Below are 17,251 nucleotides of genomic sequence, written 5' to 3'. Positions count from 1 at the left end.
CAGTTTTATGGTTTTATGCCATACATTTTTTCCATGAGCTCAGTGTCTGCTTTTTCTGCCGATCTTTGCTCGGAAAGTAAGGCTGCATTGGTGTTGAAGTGGCGCAGAAAGGTGAGCTTGCCACTCATGTCTTCATAGATATCATCGATCGCGGCAAGCCTTTCATCGTCGGACGCGCGGAGCTTCTTTGCGGTGACCACCGTTGTAAGTGCATCCAGGTTCTGTATACTTTGCCTGATCAGCCTGGAATAGACCTTCTGCATATAATCCAGCTCGTCAGAGCTAAATGATCCGTCTTTGGAGAACTTTTTATAAGCCGACTGATACTCGTTTAGAAGCGCCAGCTGGCATTCGATGATGTCTTTAACCCGCTGGTATTTTTTTACTGCAGGGCTTACCTCAAGAAGACCATCCAGGAAAGCTTCATGTAGTTTGAAATTGCCTTTGGATAGATCCCTGATGGTGGTATATCCTTTAAAAAGGATGTCATATCCTTTTTTGAGCTCAGTCAGTATCTTTCTGAGCTGATTGAGTTTTTCAATATTCAGAATCAGCTGGGTTACCTCCGCAGTTTGCGCTCTGACCGGCCGTGCCGGCAGTGCAAGCACTATGAGCAGCATAGCAATAAAGAAATTTTTCATAAAGGTTTGGTTTTAGATTTAATCCAGGCCATGCCACGCGCGGCGGTTTTCAAAATCCTGGTCCTCAGATTTGCGCTGAGCAGACAGCATTGCTGCCTGTGCGGAGAGCTGCCTTGCGAAGGTGTAATTCTGCTCCGAGCGGTTGTATAGCTCGGTAAGCCGCTTCACTCTGGCATCATCGCTCATACAAAACACGCCGTCTTCGACTAGGCCCGACAATTCGTCCATCATGACAATACCATCCGCGATTGCCTTTTCCAACACCGATTTAACCAGTGCCTTTTCACTAGCGGCAAGCCCTGTGTTTTCTGCGAAAAAATCGGGTAGTCCCCAGTAGATGAAAAGCATATAGCGAAAGTTGAGAAGCGACCGTTGGTTGATGTCAAGTTTTCTGATTTGCGGCTTGACGATGCAAAGGGAATCAAAGCGGTTTTTATGCAGTTTGAATTCGCTGTCTTTCATGCTGCTGATCGTTGTCAGTCCTTCTTTTGCAATCTTGTAACCCTTTTCAGTCAGCTCCAGATACAGTTTCAGATGTGCGATCTGCTCGATCAGATACTGCTTCTGCGTCTTCTTTTGTCTTAACCACTCTTTGACTTTCTGTGCGCAGCCTATCTGCGAGCAAAGCATTAAAACCAGCAGGATCAAAACATTTTTCATATCCCTGGCTCAGTTTATAAGTGATTCAGTCAATTCCATAGAGCTCTTTGACCACCTTTGCATCGAGCTCGTCTTTGGCCCTTGAAAGGCTCAGCATTTTGTTTTCGTGGTTAAAGATGCTCAGCTCATCGTAAATCTTATCCACCTGTTTAGCTGCCCGGTCAATGATTTCCAGCCTTTTCACATCACTCATCTGGGTGGTGAAGGATTTGACAACCAGTGCAAGCACATCCACATTTTTGACGGTCTCTTCCAGTATCCCTGAATAAACCATCTGCATATGGGCGAGCTCTTTGGCGCTGAAATGTTTGTCATTCCGAAACAATGCCCATGCTTTCTGGTACTGCTCGACGATCAGGGCTTCTTTTTCAGCGATCTGTTTGATGCGGAAATAATAGGAGATGACTGCCTTGACCTTTTTGAGCTCATCGTAATATTCCCTGTACAAATCGCGCTGCTTTTTTACCCAGTCAGCAATCTCATCAAGGTGCAGTTTAGCCATCGTATTCTCTATGGCCTTCTGCGCGTTTTGCAGTTTAATGACCCTGTTTTGTCTTCTCTGGATCATCAGATCGACAGCCTTCACTACCTTTTTAATGGCCGCTTTGATAATGGCTGCCCATGGATTGGCCGCCTCAGCGGGCTGGATTGGAGCAAAAGTGGCAACGAACAGAACCAGAAAGAAGATGATCTTTTTTGCCATGACGTTTTAGTTTAATGAATTTGAATTAGGCGACTTTCGATGACCGGATTTCTTCACTCAGAGCCTGAATTCCTTTTTCGATGCTTCCGTGTTTTTTAGCATACTGCGCCACTTTCAGCTTCTCAGTTTGCTCGGTGGTATAAGTCAGATATTCCTGTGGGCTCACCTCTGTCCGGTAGACCCTTGACAGCGTGCCGCCCAGACTGATGAAGACTTCCTTGTATTTTCTGAGCGGATCGTTGGCCTTGTTGACCGAAAGCACCAGTGCCTTTTCTTTTTCGGTTAGTCCTAAAAGCTCCTGAATCTGGTCGAATTTGTTTTGATATTTGGACTGGTCCAAAAGGATCTTACAGTCCGAGTTATTGATAATGGCTTGTTTAACAATAGGAGAGGAGATAATATCTTCCACTTCCTGGGTCACTACAATAGCCTCACCAAAGTATTTTCTGACTGTTTTAAAAATATACTTAATGTATTCGGCCATCCCTTCTTTGGCGATTGCTTTCCAGGCTTCTTCTATCAGCAGAACCTTACGGACACCCTCCATTTTTCGCATCTTGCTGATGAAAAGCTCCATAATGATGATAGTGACAATCGGAAACAAAATCACATGCTCCTTAATATTGTCCAGTTCGAAGACGATGAAGCGCTGGTGCAACAGGTCCAGATTCTTGCTAGCGTTCAGAAGGTAATCGAACTCGCCACCCCGGTAGTAGGGCATCAGCACATACAGAAAATTGTGGATGTCAAAATCTTTTTCTTTGACATTATCAGTTTCGATGATGCGGATAAACTCCGTTTTTAGAAACTCGTAGAAACTATTAAAGCAGGGGAATATCTTCGGATTCTTATCCAGATGCGCAAAGTATAGGGTTAAAGCGTTGGAAAGCGCGACATATTCACTTCGCTTAAAGGTTTCATCATCCTTTTTCCATAGTGACAAAAGAAGGGTTTTGATGCTTTCCTTCTTTTCGGTGTCCAGCTGCTCACCCTCCGGAATAAAAAAGGGGTTAAACTCGATCGGGTGCTTTTCATCGTAGGTAAAATAATAACCGCCTACCATATCACAGAGCCCTTTATAGCTGTGGCCAACATCGACAAGCACAATGTGGGCGCCCGTCTCGTAATAGCTTCTGACCATATGGTTGGTAAAAAAACTTTTACCCGAGCCAGAGGGTCCTAAAATGAATTTGTTTCGGTTCGTGCAGATCCCCATCCGGATGGGTTCATCGGAAATATCCACATGTATGGGCCTTCCGGTCAGGCGGTCACCAAGGCGGATACCCACCGGGCTCAGTGAATTTCGATAGCTGGATTCAAGGTTCAAAAAACAGGCCGCCTGCTCAGTGAAGGTATCAAAGGTTTCGTTCATGGGAAAATCAGCCTGATTTCCCGGAATTCCTGCCCAGTAAATTTGAGGAGCGCCTACGATTTCCTGCCTAGCACTAATGTCCATCTGAGCCAGTGCAGAAGTAGTCATATTTTTAATTTCTTTCAGCTCGGTCAGATCATCGCTCCATACCATCAGGTTAAAATGGGCTTTCACCGGCATGCGCTGCTCTCTGATTGCCTCATTTAAAAATTCATTTGTCGCATCGAGTGCCAGATGGTTTTCGCGGGCATGCAGCGACAAGGACTGCAGTCTCAACCGTTTGCTTTCGAGCCGCTTCAGGGTCTTATCAGCGTCCTCGATAAAAATGAACTGGTTGTAAATATGATTACACGATAAAAGCTGGCCTAAACTGCTGGCGAAACCGGTGCTGAATTTTGTGCGGTCGCTGGAGTATTTCTCATAGTGAATACCCGGGCTGCAGCTGCCAGGTAAATCCGCAGCGTCCGCCAAGGCGTATAGCTGACAGTACTGGTCGCCGATTTTTATGCCTTTTTCAAAGTATATATCACGAAGCAGTTTAGAGGTGCTGCTATCAGATAAATACATGTACTGCTCAACAAGTCCCTGCTTGCCTGCCGTGCTTAAAAGCTCTTCATTCTTCAGCAGACGCATTTTGACAAATCCGGAATCTTCCATGATTCTTTTAAACTGGCCTGCACTACCCCGGAATTCCTGTAAAATCTGCTCACTGAGCGTTTCTTTGGGAAATAGACTGGGCCTTAAAAGATTGGAAAAAATAGAGCTTGACGGTTTTCTATCTGACGGTTTTTTGGTAATAAAAACGTAGCAGCGGTGATCCAGAAACGGCCGCTCGTTAAAAAAGCGTTCAGAACTATGGGAAAGAAAACTGGTATCTTCTTTTGAAAAGTCAGCCTTGTAAGCGCTTTTTATAAAGTAATCCTGCTTGTGAAAAACACTGCCGACCGGAAGCATTTTCAGCGCTTTGACCCAGCTTTGATGAAAGGCATCGTACTGCTGGTCGGAGAGTGTAAAAATCTCGGGCAGCTGAACTTCAAAACCCATGGTGACATCGCCTTGTTTGGAGAGCAGACACCCATCCGAAACTTCCATAATTGGTATTAACTCATCAAGTAACCTTTCCATTCGGATCTAAAATTTTAATGTTTGAAAGCTAATTTCTTTGCAGTCTCCGGCGGGCTATTTGAATATCCTTCTTGAAAATGAGCGGATGATCTTCGGTGTTTTTCTTTTGGCCATTGCCTTGATCAGCCCGTGTTCACCATACTGGGCGTTCAGATGATAAACTGCGACTGCGATGACAGCGCCCAGAGCCAGCGTAAGCAGCAGCGTGACATAGGTATTGACTTTAAGCATGTACAGGACCGCATAAAATAGCAGATCAATCAGTAATCCTAGCCCCATATAGCCGATGTACTGCGCTTTTAATCCTTTGAAAACGATACTTTTATTGATTCCCTTATTAATAGGATAATGTTTACCGGCCATGATTTCTATGTCTTCAAAGGATTGTAAAATAGCAAGAGATGGTGTACTTCCGGGTTGAGAACGAATTTCTCTGGCGGCAACTGAGTTTTCGAGCAGTTTGCTTTCGAAGTAGGTCACCGGTCTAACTGTTTTGGTTTTGACAGCGGGTGCTTGTTTGATAGCTGGCTTTGGTTTGACAGCCGGAAAGAGAACGCTGACTGTTTCGGGTTTAGTAACCAGAACAGATCCGCTACTTTTCCCAGCAGCATGTATTCTTATCGGTGGCGCTGAATTTTTCTTTTTTCTTTTCAAATAGTGCCTGATAAAATTTGACACCGTGATATAGATGCTGTGCTGTTCGGCAGTATGTGAATTGAATTTGAGTAGTCTGAAAACAGGCTCACAGGCGCTGACTACATCTAAAACCTGATCTGTAAGCTCATTGATTCTGACCCATTTCAAAAATGTTTTAGGAAATTCGCTGGCAATCATTGCACACACATAGCCAAAGCGTGATGGCCGGAGCTCTGCTGTAATCAGCTCGACGCTCTGATCGATAACATCCACTTGAGCGCCTCCCAGGGCAATCATTTCCCTGATCTTGCTGCAGGTTTTGTTTACCTTTTTTTTCAGGCTGCGCGGCTTGGAAAACACCTGGGAATCTTTGATTAGAATTTCCGGATTATCCAGGTAAAGAAAGGGGTAATGCCCTGTCATCATTAGATCTTCCATAGTTGTTAAAGTTTAGAAGGCATTTAAGAAATCTGAAGAAGGATTAAACGAGTGGTTGAATTCTGTTTTCGGTCTGCGGTCACCTGCCGCTCATTATTTCAAAACCCTTTGGCGTTTGCATGGCTGAAAACTGATTGCCAGTTTTGATTTTTTTACAACCGGCAGAGGCCTGGACCCCTTACCGGTTGTTCCATTAAAGTATTTCTCCTGTTTTCCAGAGATGCATTTTCTCGCGGCTGCGACGAAGCTGTGTATTACAAGCTCTAAATTCAGCGATCCGGACAGTAAGAATACTCTTTGGATTTTTTTAATGTGAGCAAACAACCTGCTGTCTAAACTCCGAAGAAAGACTGCAGAACCGTTGCCACCACGACCAGAAAGATGCAGCTACCAAACCATGCTGCAGCAACTTTATTGGTATCCTGATCGCCAGCATTCCATTTTTGAAATACCTTCACTGCACCTACCAGGCCTAAAACCGCCCCTATTGCATACATCAGATTGGTGCCCGGCTCGAAGTAAGATCGTACCTGTGTATCCGCTTCGGAAATCCCAGCCGCTCCGTCCTGCGCTTTTGCAATAATTGCTCCGAGCATCATGTTTGCTGTAAGAAGCCAGCTTCTACTGTTAAACATACCCCTCATTCTCATCGCCTCTATCTGTTTAAGTTGAACATGCACTGCTACTGTGGATGATCCGGTAGGAGTCTTCCCGCAAGCTGCGGGAAGCTTACCTACAGAAACTGCTCCATCAATCGACCTGATTCCACATCCTCAACCTGTCTTCACTGTTCAGGTGGATGGAGCCGTATTTTGCCAGTTCCGCTTCAATCAGATGATTGACTGAAAGCTGGAACGGTGTGCCATATATGGCAGGATATTCTTTGAATGTCATTTGGGTAAGAAGAATGACCTCTTCTTTGCTGTATTGCTTATTATGGGCTTCTTCGATGGCTTGTTTTAGGTGAAGCGATAATGCTTCAAGCTGCTGCATCATCCCTTCATTCTCCCAGGGCTCTTGTGATTCGATTCCTTCTTGCGCGTTAACCGTGGGAGTAATTGGCTCAGAATCAAATCTGACTGGATCTTCTAAATATTCGTTCTCAGCCTGTTTAGGTTTGAAAGAGAAACCGGTGGCCTGGACCGGAGGACTTTTCCAACGGGAAATCCTGGCTTTCAGATCATGCCGGTAGTAAGTAAAACCGACCAGAAGGTAATAGACTGAGAGTAGCGGGGTAACAATTGATACATAGGCCACCCATGGATTAGCTGTTAACATAGTACATTTGGTTTACTTGACAACTTGAACTTCCGAAGCCTTCCATACTTCTCTTAATGTTGAGAAAGTCTTCCGGTTCGCTTTATTGATGTCACAAAGTAAATGCACAGGTAGGGTAGCAATAAAGTCCAACTTTTTGTTGGACCTTTTTAGGACGTTTGAGGTTTATAGGGTTGAAGCGCAGGCAATATGGCGTATGACCGTACTAAACCGAAGCCAACTCTGACTTAGGAAAGCGAAAGGTTGCAAAAAGGTACAACTCTGTGGATGTTTCCTTTAAAAAAGTCCCTGATATCCATTAATTTAAAACCATTTAAAAGAAAATTCTTTGAGTAGGCATCGCAAAGTCTTCAAATTAGCTGGTGGTAATTGTTAAACCTTTTACCCTCCTCTTCCAATTCCCTTTGCCCTAGATATTGCTTAACTGGTACAACAAGTGTTACCCATGCTAGAACGATTCCGGTAAGGCTAATTGAAGAACCAATGATTCTTCTCGCCTCATTGTGTTATCTGGATTACTCATATTGATAGAAGGGCTTGGTTAGAAAATTTCTGAGGGAAAGATCTAATCAATTTACAAATTGAATTAAAAGACATTATTTAGGCTAAACCATATGGGATGGAGTCATAATCGGTCTGACATTTTATCGTTTATTTTAAATCCTGCTTTTTTTAATTCCCGGACTAGCTTTTGCTTCCAAAGCCCTGCTTTGTCAAAAGTTTGGTAAACAACACCAATAAAATCACTTGGTTGTTCTATCGATTCTTCGGGATGAAGAACAAATAAATTTTCCCTGCCATATTTCGCCAAGAAATATCCTAGTTCAAGAATAACATTTTGTCGGGCACGGGGCCGAAGTGGTGTTTCGGCTCCTTTTTTACCTTTAATTCTTAGCTTTCCTTCATCATCTGCTGAGCAAAGGACAATTGCGTATTCACAGCGATTAGCCTCTTTTATAAATTTCTCAATAATCGTTTGGCCGTGATCATCTTCATTGCTTAAAATTACATTGGGGATGCCAAGGCCTCGTAATGCACTTTGAACGCTATCTTTCATGACTGCATCACGACCGTGAACAATGAAAATTGATTTGTTTTCTTTGTCAATTTTCTTAATTAAAGTTATTAGTTGGCTTTGAATTGATTTGGCATCCTTATCAGAAAAGTATGAACTTGCAAATTGATTAGCCTTGCTTGCAGGTAAAGTGGCTTTTATTTCGGTTAATTTTTTAACATAACCAGCTCCGTTGTTCAAAGCGGTAGTTTTGGTTAACCATCCAGATAATCCTGAGACAATAGCTTCAATAGCTTTTTCTGGTTTTATTTTAGCCTTTTGATTAAAGACTATTTGATTATCAAACCTTAATTCCTCGGCTTTCTTTAATAAAGCTTTCAGTTTTTCTTTATCTAAATACATATTTCAAAGTAATTAATCTTGCATCTGTCCAACAACCCAATCCGCCGTAACCGCCGCCTGCTTTAACACCGTATCAATTGCCCGCTGCTGTTTATCCGGCGGATAGCCATATTTATTCAAAATCCTCCTCACCACTACCATTATTTTCGCCCGTGCACTTTCACGAATTGTCCAGTCTATTGTTGCATTAGCTTTAATTTTCTGGGCTACTTCTACGGCAATGCTTCTGAGCATGTCGTCGCCAAGTACGTCTTTGGCGCTACTACTTTCAGCCAGTGCATCGTAAAATGCCCATTCATCGTCCGTCAGGCCGCCACCACGATTGCTGAGTTCTCTGGTTTTCTTAGCAACTTCGTCGATCAGAAACTGGATTATTTCGGACGTTGATAACAGGTTATTTTGGTATCTTCTGATGGAGCCTTCCAACATTTCGAGTAACGCTTTTCCCTGAACCAGATTTGTTCTTGAACGGATTTTAATCTCATCCATTAGTATTTTTTTCAAAAGCTCGAGTGCCAGATTCTGGTGTTTCATGTCTTTTATTTCCATCAGAAATTCTTCTGACAGGATCGACAGATCCGGTTTATCAATACCCGCTGCTTCGAAGATATCTACTACCTGATCGGAAACCAGCGCCTGATCTACAATCTGACGGATGGTTGATTCTATTTCTTCGTTCGACTTTCCGTTCTCATTTGAATCTCCTGAAAACTTATTTAACCTGGCTTTTACCGCCTGGAAAAACGCCACTTCTTCTTTAATAGCATTTGCCGAATCGTGTGGAATGGAAAGTGCAAATGCCTGGCTTAACAAACCAACTTGTTTGATAAACCGGTTTTTCCCGTCTTTCAGACCTAGTATGTGTTCTTCGGCCTGGAGAATAATGGAGAGCTTTTCCTGATGTGATGCTTTATAAAAACGCTTTACATTAAAACCCGAACCTGCCGCATTCTGGTAATACGCCTCAGGTTCTTCCGCAATGAGTATTCCATAAGATTCGCTTTTCTCCTGAAACTGGTGTCTCACAGTTTCCAGTTTTTCAAGCATTGCCTCCACGGCCTTTTCCTGCGTATCCGCCGGATTTCCTTTTCCACCCGCATCTGAATAAAAGGAAAGCGCTTTTTTTAGATCTGTCGCAATGCCCAGATAATCAACGACTAGTCCGCCTGGTTTGTCTCCGAAAACACGGTTCACGCGTGCAATGGCCTGCATCAGGTTATGACCACGCATGAGCTTGTCTACATATAGCGTATGCAAGCTTGGCGCGTCGAAACCCGTCAGCCACATATCACGGACGATCACCAGTTTGAGCGGATCCGTTGGCTCTTTCATCCGGTCGGCCAGGTATTTTCTTTCCGTTTTGGTCGTGTGCATTTTCGCCAGAACTTCACCGTCGGAACTCGCAGCTGTCATGACAACTTTTATCGAACCTTTACTCAAATCTTCATCATGCCAATCAGGGCGAAGTTTGATGATCTCGTTATATAAATCCACCGCAATTCTCCGGCTCATGGCCACGATCATCGCCTTTCCGGTGAAAACTTCCTGCCGTTTTTCAAAATGATCTACCAAATCTCTGGCCACGTTTTTGATCCTTTTCGGATCGCCCACAATCGCTTCCAGTTGCGACCACCTTGCTTTGGCTTTCTGCGTTTCTGATATTTCTTCGTTTTCGTCGAGTTCCTTGTCAAACGCCGCGATCAGCTGTTTTCCTTCTTCGCTGATATTTATTTTTGCAAGACGACTTTCGTAATAAATTCTGACCGTTGCGCCGTCTTCAATGGCTTGTGATATATCGTAAATATCCACATACTGGCCAAAAATTGCAGGCGTATTGATGTCTGTACTTTCAACTGGTGTTCCCGTGAAACCAATGTAAGTAGCCTTCGGAAGGGCGTCACGCAGGTATTTGGCAAAACCGTACGCGATTCTGGTCCCGATCTGTTCTTTGGTTTCTTTGTCTTTTACCGCAATGGTTTTTGCTTCAAACCCATATTGTGTCCGGTGCGCTTCATCGGCAATTACGACTATATTTTTCCGGTCCGACAGTTCATCATAAATGATCTTTCCTCCGTCCGGGACAAATTTCTGGATCGTGGCAAACACAATTCCACCGCTGGCTACGCGTAAAAGTTCTTTCAGTTTTTCGCGGTTTTCTGCCTGAACCGGATCCTGGCGTAACAGCTGCTGGCAACTGGCAAAAGTATCAAAAAGCTGATCGTCCAGATCGTTACGGTCTGTGATGATCACTACCGTCGGATTGTTGAGCCTTTGTACCAGTTTTCCTGTGTAAAAGGCCATGGACAATGATTTTCCACTTCCCTGCGTATGCCATACCACGCCGCCTTTCCGGTTTCCATTTTTTCCGGCTGCAATTATCGTACTTTCTACGGCTTTGTTTACAGCATAATACTGGTGATAAGCAGCCAGTTTTTTCACTGTTTGCACCTGTATCACTCCTGTTTTCGGATCTTCTTTTTTTGATTTTTCAAATACAATGAAATTCTGCACCAGATCCAGCAGCGTCACCGGATTGAGCATTCCTTTTATCAGCGTTTCCAGTTGCGGTTTAAAACGCGATGCTTCTTTTTCGCCATCAACGGATTTCCAGGCCATGTAACGGCTTAGGCTGGCCGACAAACTTCCCGCTTTGCATTCCAGTCCGTCCGAAATCACACAAAAGGCATTGTAGGTGAACAGCGCCGGAAGGAGAGATTTATAAGTCTGGATTTGTTTGTATGCTTTTTCCACCGTGGCCTGCTCGTCCGTGGCATTTTTGAGCTCAATCACAACCAGCGGAATTCCGTTTACAAAAAGTACCACATCCGGCCGTTTTCCGTGGTACCGCGTATTGCGGTCTGTGATCGTGAACTGATTTACAGCCAGAAAATCATTTTCCAGCGGATGCTCAAAATCAATCAGCGCTACTTCATAACTGCGGTCGTAGCCGTCTTCCTGGTAGGGGACTTTTACTTTTTCCACCAGCAGCGTATGAAAAAGCTCATTGTTGGCCAACGTATCGGGCGAAGCTATACGTTGCACTTCCCGCAGCGCCTGCTCACATGCAAAAGCCGGCAAGGTAGGGTTGAGCTTTTGAATGGCAGATCGTAACCGCTCCGACAATATCACCTCACTAAAATCCGAACGCTCGGGCTGCTCACCACCAGGACTGAGTTTAGTTCCGTTGACATACTGATAACCCAGATTTTGCAATTCCTGAATGGTGAAGTCTTCGATGTTGGATTCGAGCATTTTTGAGACTCAGATTGTCGCCGCTTTGTTACAATTTTCCGGAAACGAGTATATCATTAATTTTAGCATTGGTAAATCCCGCTTCTTTCAAAACACAGCATACTAATAAGATTCTTAATTTGATTGTTAAGTGATATAAGTCAACTCCGTGTTTAGTCTTGTTGTTTTTTAATTTGAAAAAATGGGAATAATAATGCCGAGAGTCTTTTGCGCTATTTAATGTTTCTTCCAAATCATTAAATTCATTTTTTACGAGCTGAACATCAGAAAACTCGGTAACGATATCTTCAAGTCGTTCTTTCAACTCCATTTTTTTGTTTCGAAATCTAGTATGGAATCCTTCTAGGGCTTGTATGATATTTAGAAAATGGTTTGTCTTGAAAGTACCAATGGGCTGTACACTTTCAATCAGATATTGTCGTATTGGCCTGATTTCACTATCTAAGGTGTACCACTTTTTTATGATTTCTTCGAAAACGTCGGATATTGTCTCATAATTGAACAGAAAATCATGATCCTTCTTTAAACCTTTTGCAGATTTTTGCTCTGATTTATAAAACACATGCGAGGTATTTGTGTAGGCTTTTCCATCCTCGTCTATCTCCTCGTTAAAAACTGTCATGGTTTCTATCATTATTGGCGACAGAGTACCGAGAGAAAGAAAATCTAGGAATAAAAATATCTGCTCTCCTAACTTTCTATATGAAACTAAACTTCCAATTTTTATTTCTACGAAACTGGATTGTTTAATATTGAGTTCATCTCTCGACACATTATATTTTTCATAGCCAGAGTTGAAAGACAAATCGTAATCACCACTTATTGAAAAGGAGACACTTTCGGGAAGTTTGAAGCCAAAGTTGGAAGAGGAATCTTCGAAATTATAGGATTGCTGAAAGCCAATTGTACCCAGCCATTCATGCAGTTGGGTAAGCTTAACCCGAATTTTGTTGAATACTGGTTCCTGATAATCAGTTATAAGTATTCCCTGAATAGCTGCATTTACTATGTAGCTAGTTAGCGGAAACTCAGCGTTAAAGTTCAGGCTCGATTGGCCATCTATACAATTAAGTAGAGAGAATTCTTTCCCATCTGATGTATGCCCATGAATTACAGGTATAATTTCATTCTTGTCCCAGTTTTCAGCTATTAGACGAAGGTACTCCTCGGGTGACTTTTGAGATATAGCACCAAAAAGTTCTAGCCGCATGTTTTCACCCGGTTCGAAACTGAGAATACCTGCTATCTTTTGTTCTTCCTGATTTGGCAGGAACCAATAACCTTTTAATGTAAAGGGTTTATTCATAGTTTATTATTCGAAAATAACGGGCTCAAAATACTCTCTTCCAAGTGAATACGGAATTAACTTTTTGTGTTGAAGTCTTCCAATTATAATCGCCGGATGGGTTACAAATTTATCTGCAAAGTCACGGATGTCTTTTTGTCTAAGAGGAGCGGCTGCTAATATCTCTTGTTCTTGAGCTTCGGTCAACGTCCATTTTACTGCAAATTCATCTGCTTCCTTTTCCTTTTCTTTATCTTTTTCTGAATACTCAACTTTTTCAAGGAATATGTCTTTCTTTCCATGCAGTATGATGTGTCCTGCTTCATGGAAAAACGTAAACCAAAAGCTGTCATTTCTCTTATAGCGGCCTGACAATTGGATTAGTGGCGTGTCATTTATCCATCGGGTTGAACCAACAATAGGTGCTTTTGGTAAGCAGGGAGTGTGAACAACCTTTACACCCGCTCTCAGACAAATATTCTGTAAATTAGAAAAGAAGTTGTCGGGATGACTTGACATAATTTTCTTTATCTCCGGCAATGCTTCTTTGAAACTCTTATCTACATATTCTTCCGCTTGTAATTCTGACGCCTGAAGTTCTCCCTTTCTTAACCATGCAGAAATGGCGTAAGGCTCATTGGTGTTTGCGAGAGAAATCCGGAAAGCAACTTTCAGTTGTTGTTTAAAATAGTAATCCTCCCAGGCAGCGTGACTGGCAAAACCGAAAAAAGCGAGCATAGCTGAGGTTTTTTCTTCAATAGAAGCCATCTGTGGTAGCCATCTTTGCTGGCACATGGCTGCTATTGGAAATGACCTGGCCCAGTCTATCGCTTCCGCGATCACCGTTTGCTGTTTTGCCCTTGCTACGTATTCATCAAATCCTCGTTGGTGGTTTAACCAGAAATGAGCCGGTATTCGGGTAACATTTTCAAATTGAACCGCCATGTCTGGGGTTATTGAACTCTCGCCTTTAAGAACCGCTGTGATTGTTTTTTCGGGTTTGCCTGTTCGAAGGGCAAATTCTTTTGGCCCCATTTCCATCTCCTCTAATTTTTCTTTTAGGGTTTCTCCTGGATGGGGGGCCGATTGGGGGAAATATCTATTTTCCATTGTTATTTTTCTTTATGGTAGTTTATAACCTCAATTATTTCTACACCTGTTATTCTAAGCCAAATATATTGACCGTCTTCGTTGGTTGGAATGGGATTTTCTTGTGAAGTGAACACTAACCGATAAGGCTGGTCCAGGTCACATGCCCATTGTCCTTTTCTATTTGCTCTTAACTCATGATAATTTCCGGGTAGGTATCGTACGTCTTCCAGCGTGTCTGCCGAGCGAAGCTGGGCAAGCCTGGCTCTAATTTTATCAGCTCTAAGTTTCCCAAATTCTCTGTCAAGTTTTCGATCATCATTGGCTAATTTTTCAAATTTTTTGTCCTCAAAGTCAATTTTCACTGCAAAGGTAGTAACTATTTTAGTTAACAGAAGGTGTAAGGTAAATATATTTTTGGTAAAGTAACTGTCAAATGATTAACAGTTTACTTAGTTGTGTGTCACTAATGTAAAGCACATCAGCTTAACTGTATTTCTCCACTCATCAATTTAGGCAACAGAGCCTCTCGTAGAAGTTTCAATTTTTCTGTTTGGTCTGTATTCGATTTTATTTTTTGAAAAAATGGATCTGTTGTGTTATGAAACTTATCGATTTTACTTTTTGAATAAGGTATTTCAAACTCTTTGATTAGTTCTTGACTAATATTTTGTTGTGCTGACCCGCCTGCCAATGCGATGAGATTTTCCTTATTAAGCTTAATCAAAGTAAATAAAAAGGTATATGGCATGTTTTCGTTTGGAATTAAACCGCAAATTGCTTGATTACAAGTTGATGGTTCTGCCAGCAGAGCGTATTCACCAACCGTTGCACCGTACATTGCAATAAGTACTGTGTTCGAAGGGAATAGTTTTGCCGAAGAGTTTTTAACTGCCTCATCTGTAATTTTTTCTTCGGTGTCAAAAATGAAATTGCCCTTAAGTTCCTTGGATTTCACCCATTTTACAGTTCCATTTGCATAATAGTCTAAATTGGAACGAGATGGAGTTCCACCAGATGATGTCTTAACGTAATCGCCTAATTTTACTTTTTCCTCCGCCTCCTCAACAAACCACTGCCTAAAAAGCGTCTCCGCCATAGATTCCAAAGTTTTATTCTGGCGATGAAGAAGATCTATTTTGTCGTCAAGGCTGCTGAGGGTATTTGATATTTGTACTTGAACTTTTTTTTCAGGAACTCTCAAAGGAAGTTTTGTCAAGATTCCTGAATTAAGGTTCGGCATTGTGGTACCTACCGCGCTATTCAAAACCCAAGATTTAATATCAGGTGTTGATAAGTAATAAGCAACAAATTTAGGCAAGACTTCGGGTGACGAAAATCTTATTCGTAGGCAACCTGTCCCACATAACCACCCTTCTTGTTGTTCGGTAATAAAAGCGCATTTTTCGACATCACCTCGTCTGCTGTATACGATATCATTTTCAAGAACCTTATATTTTTTTAGCCTTTCAATATCTTTTGGATCAACGTAGACAATTTGATCGGTTCTGATGTCAAGTCTCTGTCCAATATTGGTAGGCATGATACTTGGAATACCAGTAACTACATAATCAGATGCATGCAGTTGACTACCAAATGGTCCTGTCTGTATTTTGGACACTTCCCCCAACTTATATTCCTTCCACTCACTCATTTTCTGCTATTTTCAATTTCTAATTTTATTTCACTCCGGTCAATCATCGCTTCCCATTCAGCTTGTTTCGGAGCATTCTGGCCATTTTCTGTTTCTCTTCGGTATGCATAAAGGCACTGACTTGAGAACCGGACGTAGTTGGAAAAAATTTTGTTGACCTTATTTTCCCACCTTAAATTGATCAATGCATCACTGACGTCTTTTTCCAGCTTCTTTGCTACAAGTTCGGTAAGTGCAAAAGCATATTGCTGATGCCGCAATGTGGAGGAGTCCTGTGAGCCTTCTTTTACCCAGGAAAAATTGCGGTATGCAAAAGCGTGTGCTTCGTATGTGCCATAACCCATCCACACGTTCACTTTTACATTCCGCATTAAGATGGTGACCGACAAGAATGCTTTCAGAGAATCATTGGCAAGATCGGGTGCAATGGCAAAGTCATCCCAGGTTAAAGGGCGCTGCTTATTGTAAGACAAAGTGTCTCTTTTCTGGGCAAGTGTTACACCAGAGAGAAATAAGAGGATAGCTAATATAAATAATCGCATAGATTGGCGCTGTTAGGATACCGGTATTTCATTCAATTCAGGAATGACAATTTTCGCCAAATTCTCTTCAATCCGCCTGTTCAGTTCCGCTTCCTCTCTCATCTGCGCTGCCAGTTCCAGTTTCAGAGCTGTGAATCTTTCTGCAAAATTAAAATCGTCTTCTTCGTCGGCCAATCCTACATAACGGCCGGGCGTAAGTACATAATTTAACGTTGCCACATCTTCAATAGACGATGATTTGCAGAAACCCTGTATGTCGTCATATTCGCCTTCGCCTGTTCGCCATGCGTGGTAAATGGTGGAAATACGGCGCACGTCCGTCTCATTGAGTTCCCGGTTTTTACGGCTAAACAAATGGCCCTCATTCCGGGCATCGATAAACAGGATCTCACCTTTGCGGTGCGTTTTATTCCGGCGCACAAACCACAAACAAGCCGGAATCTGTGTATTCAGGAAAAGTTTGGTCGGCAGGTTTACCACGCAATCAATCAGGTCTTCGTCAATAAGCCGTTTTCGGATATCACCTTCGCCGGAAGTATTGGTTGTGAGCGAGCCTTTGGAAAGCACGAAACCCGCCATGCCGGTAGGAGCCAGGTGATAAAGGAGGTGCTGTATCCAGGCATAGTTGGCATTGCCCGGAGGCGGCACCAGTTTTTGTCCCAAAATACTCCATCGCGCATCATCACGCAGCAGCTCGCCGCTCCAATCCGAATCATTAAAAGGCGGATTGGCAATGATATAATCTGCTTTCAGATCCTTGTGGGCATCGTTCAGGAAAGAACCTTCATTATTCCATTTAACATTACTGCTGTCGATTCCGCGAATGGCCAGGTTCATTTTGGCCAGTCGCCAGGTTGTCTGGTTACTTTCCTGTCCATAAATCGAAATGCGGTCCAACGGGTTAATCAGCGGCTGGCGCGAGGCATTTCCCTTACGATAATGATCCTGATGCGCGTTTATGAATTTGGTAGACTGCACAAACATCCCGCCGCTTCCGCAGCAAGGGTCAAATACACGTCCTTCATATGGTTCCAGCATTTCAACCAAAAGTTGTACAACGCTTCCAGGCGTATAAAACTGTCCGCCTTTTTTGCCTTCCGCTAATGCGAATTCACCCAGGAAATATTCAAAAACTTTACCCAGCAAATCTTTGCTTTGC

The 17,251-nt window shown here is 42.8% G+C and carries 15 protein-coding genes; all 15 read right to left on the bottom strand.

Annotation, left to right across the window (positions count from 1 at the left end):
* Positions 1-5: 5 nt before the first annotated feature.
* Complete coding sequence (locus E0F88_RS00530; RefSeq protein WP_131955628.1) at positions 6-641, bottom strand: TerB family tellurite resistance protein; 636 nt, start codon at positions 639-641, stop codon at positions 6-8.
* Positions 642-659: 18 nt separating this feature from the next.
* Entirely contained in the window at positions 660-1,301 is a 642-nt protein-coding gene (locus tag E0F88_RS00525; protein ID WP_131955626.1) for a hypothetical protein, read from the bottom strand.
* 25 nt (positions 1,302-1,326) lie between these two features.
* On the bottom strand, positions 1,327-2,004 hold the full coding sequence (locus E0F88_RS00520) for a conjugal transfer protein TraI (RefSeq protein WP_131955624.1): 678 nt from the start codon (positions 2,002-2,004) through the stop codon (positions 1,327-1,329).
* A gap of 25 nt (positions 2,005-2,029) precedes the next feature.
* Positions 2,030-4,501, bottom strand: coding sequence for a TraG family conjugative transposon ATPase (locus E0F88_RS00515; RefSeq protein WP_131955622.1), 2,472 nt, complete (start codon positions 4,499-4,501; stop codon positions 2,030-2,032).
* Positions 4,502-4,555: 54 nt separating this feature from the next.
* Positions 4,556-5,575 carry a DUF4133 domain-containing protein gene (locus tag E0F88_RS34175; protein ID WP_229213632.1) on the bottom strand — a complete coding sequence of 340 codons (1,020 nt, stop codon included), beginning with the start codon at positions 5,573-5,575 and terminating at the stop codon, positions 4,556-4,558.
* Between the two features lie 332 nt (positions 5,576-5,907).
* A complete protein-coding gene (locus E0F88_RS00505) occupies positions 5,908-6,210 on the bottom strand; it encodes a DUF4134 domain-containing protein (protein WP_220466216.1) in 303 nt (100 codons plus the stop codon).
* Positions 6,211-6,325: 115 nt separating this feature from the next.
* Positions 6,326-6,853: a hypothetical protein gene (locus E0F88_RS00500; RefSeq protein WP_131955618.1), complete on the bottom strand. Its 528-nt coding sequence runs from the start codon at positions 6,851-6,853 to the stop codon at positions 6,326-6,328.
* Positions 6,854-7,478: 625 nt separating this feature from the next.
* Complete coding sequence (locus E0F88_RS00495) at positions 7,479-8,270, bottom strand: TIR domain-containing protein (RefSeq protein ID WP_131955616.1); 792 nt, start codon at positions 8,268-8,270, stop codon at positions 7,479-7,481.
* A 12-nt stretch (positions 8,271-8,282) separates the two neighbouring features.
* The gene (locus tag E0F88_RS00490) at positions 8,283-11,522 is read right to left on the bottom strand and encodes a type I restriction endonuclease subunit R (protein WP_131955614.1); all 3,240 of its coding nucleotides are present in this window, start codon (positions 11,520-11,522) and stop codon (positions 8,283-8,285) included.
* Positions 11,523-11,550: 28 nt separating this feature from the next.
* The gene (locus E0F88_RS00485) at positions 11,551-12,828 is read right to left on the bottom strand and encodes an ApeA N-terminal domain 1-containing protein (RefSeq protein WP_131955612.1); all 1,278 of its coding nucleotides are present in this window, start codon (positions 12,826-12,828) and stop codon (positions 11,551-11,553) included.
* 6 nt (positions 12,829-12,834) lie between these two features.
* Positions 12,835-13,917 carry a HigA family addiction module antitoxin gene (locus E0F88_RS00480; RefSeq protein WP_131955610.1) on the bottom strand — a complete coding sequence of 361 codons (1,083 nt, stop codon included), beginning with the start codon at positions 13,915-13,917 and terminating at the stop codon, positions 12,835-12,837.
* 2 nt (positions 13,918-13,919) lie between these two features.
* Positions 13,920-14,261 (bottom strand): type II toxin-antitoxin system RelE/ParE family toxin, encoded by a 342-nt coding sequence (locus tag E0F88_RS00475; RefSeq protein ID WP_131955608.1) that lies wholly within the window; start codon positions 14,259-14,261, stop codon positions 13,920-13,922.
* A gap of 116 nt (positions 14,262-14,377) precedes the next feature.
* A complete protein-coding gene (locus E0F88_RS00470; protein ID WP_131955606.1) occupies positions 14,378-15,550 on the bottom strand; it encodes a restriction endonuclease subunit S in 1,173 nt (390 codons plus the stop codon).
* Entirely contained in the window at positions 15,547-16,092 is a 546-nt protein-coding gene (locus tag E0F88_RS00465; RefSeq protein WP_131955604.1) for a hypothetical protein, read from the bottom strand. The genes E0F88_RS00470 and E0F88_RS00465 overlap by 4 nt, the downstream gene beginning before the upstream one ends.
* Before the next feature lie 12 nt (positions 16,093-16,104).
* Positions 16,105-17,238, bottom strand: a complete 1,134-nt coding sequence (locus E0F88_RS00460) for an N-6 DNA methylase (RefSeq protein ID WP_310589678.1) — start codon at positions 17,236-17,238, stop codon at positions 16,105-16,107.
* Between the last annotated feature and the right edge of the window lie 13 nt (positions 17,239-17,251).

This window comes from Dyadobacter psychrotolerans (assembly GCF_004349265.1).
Lineage (GTDB): Bacteria > Bacteroidota > Bacteroidia > Cytophagales > Spirosomataceae > Dyadobacter > Dyadobacter psychrotolerans.
This window is presented reverse-complemented; position numbering and strand designations above follow the sequence as displayed.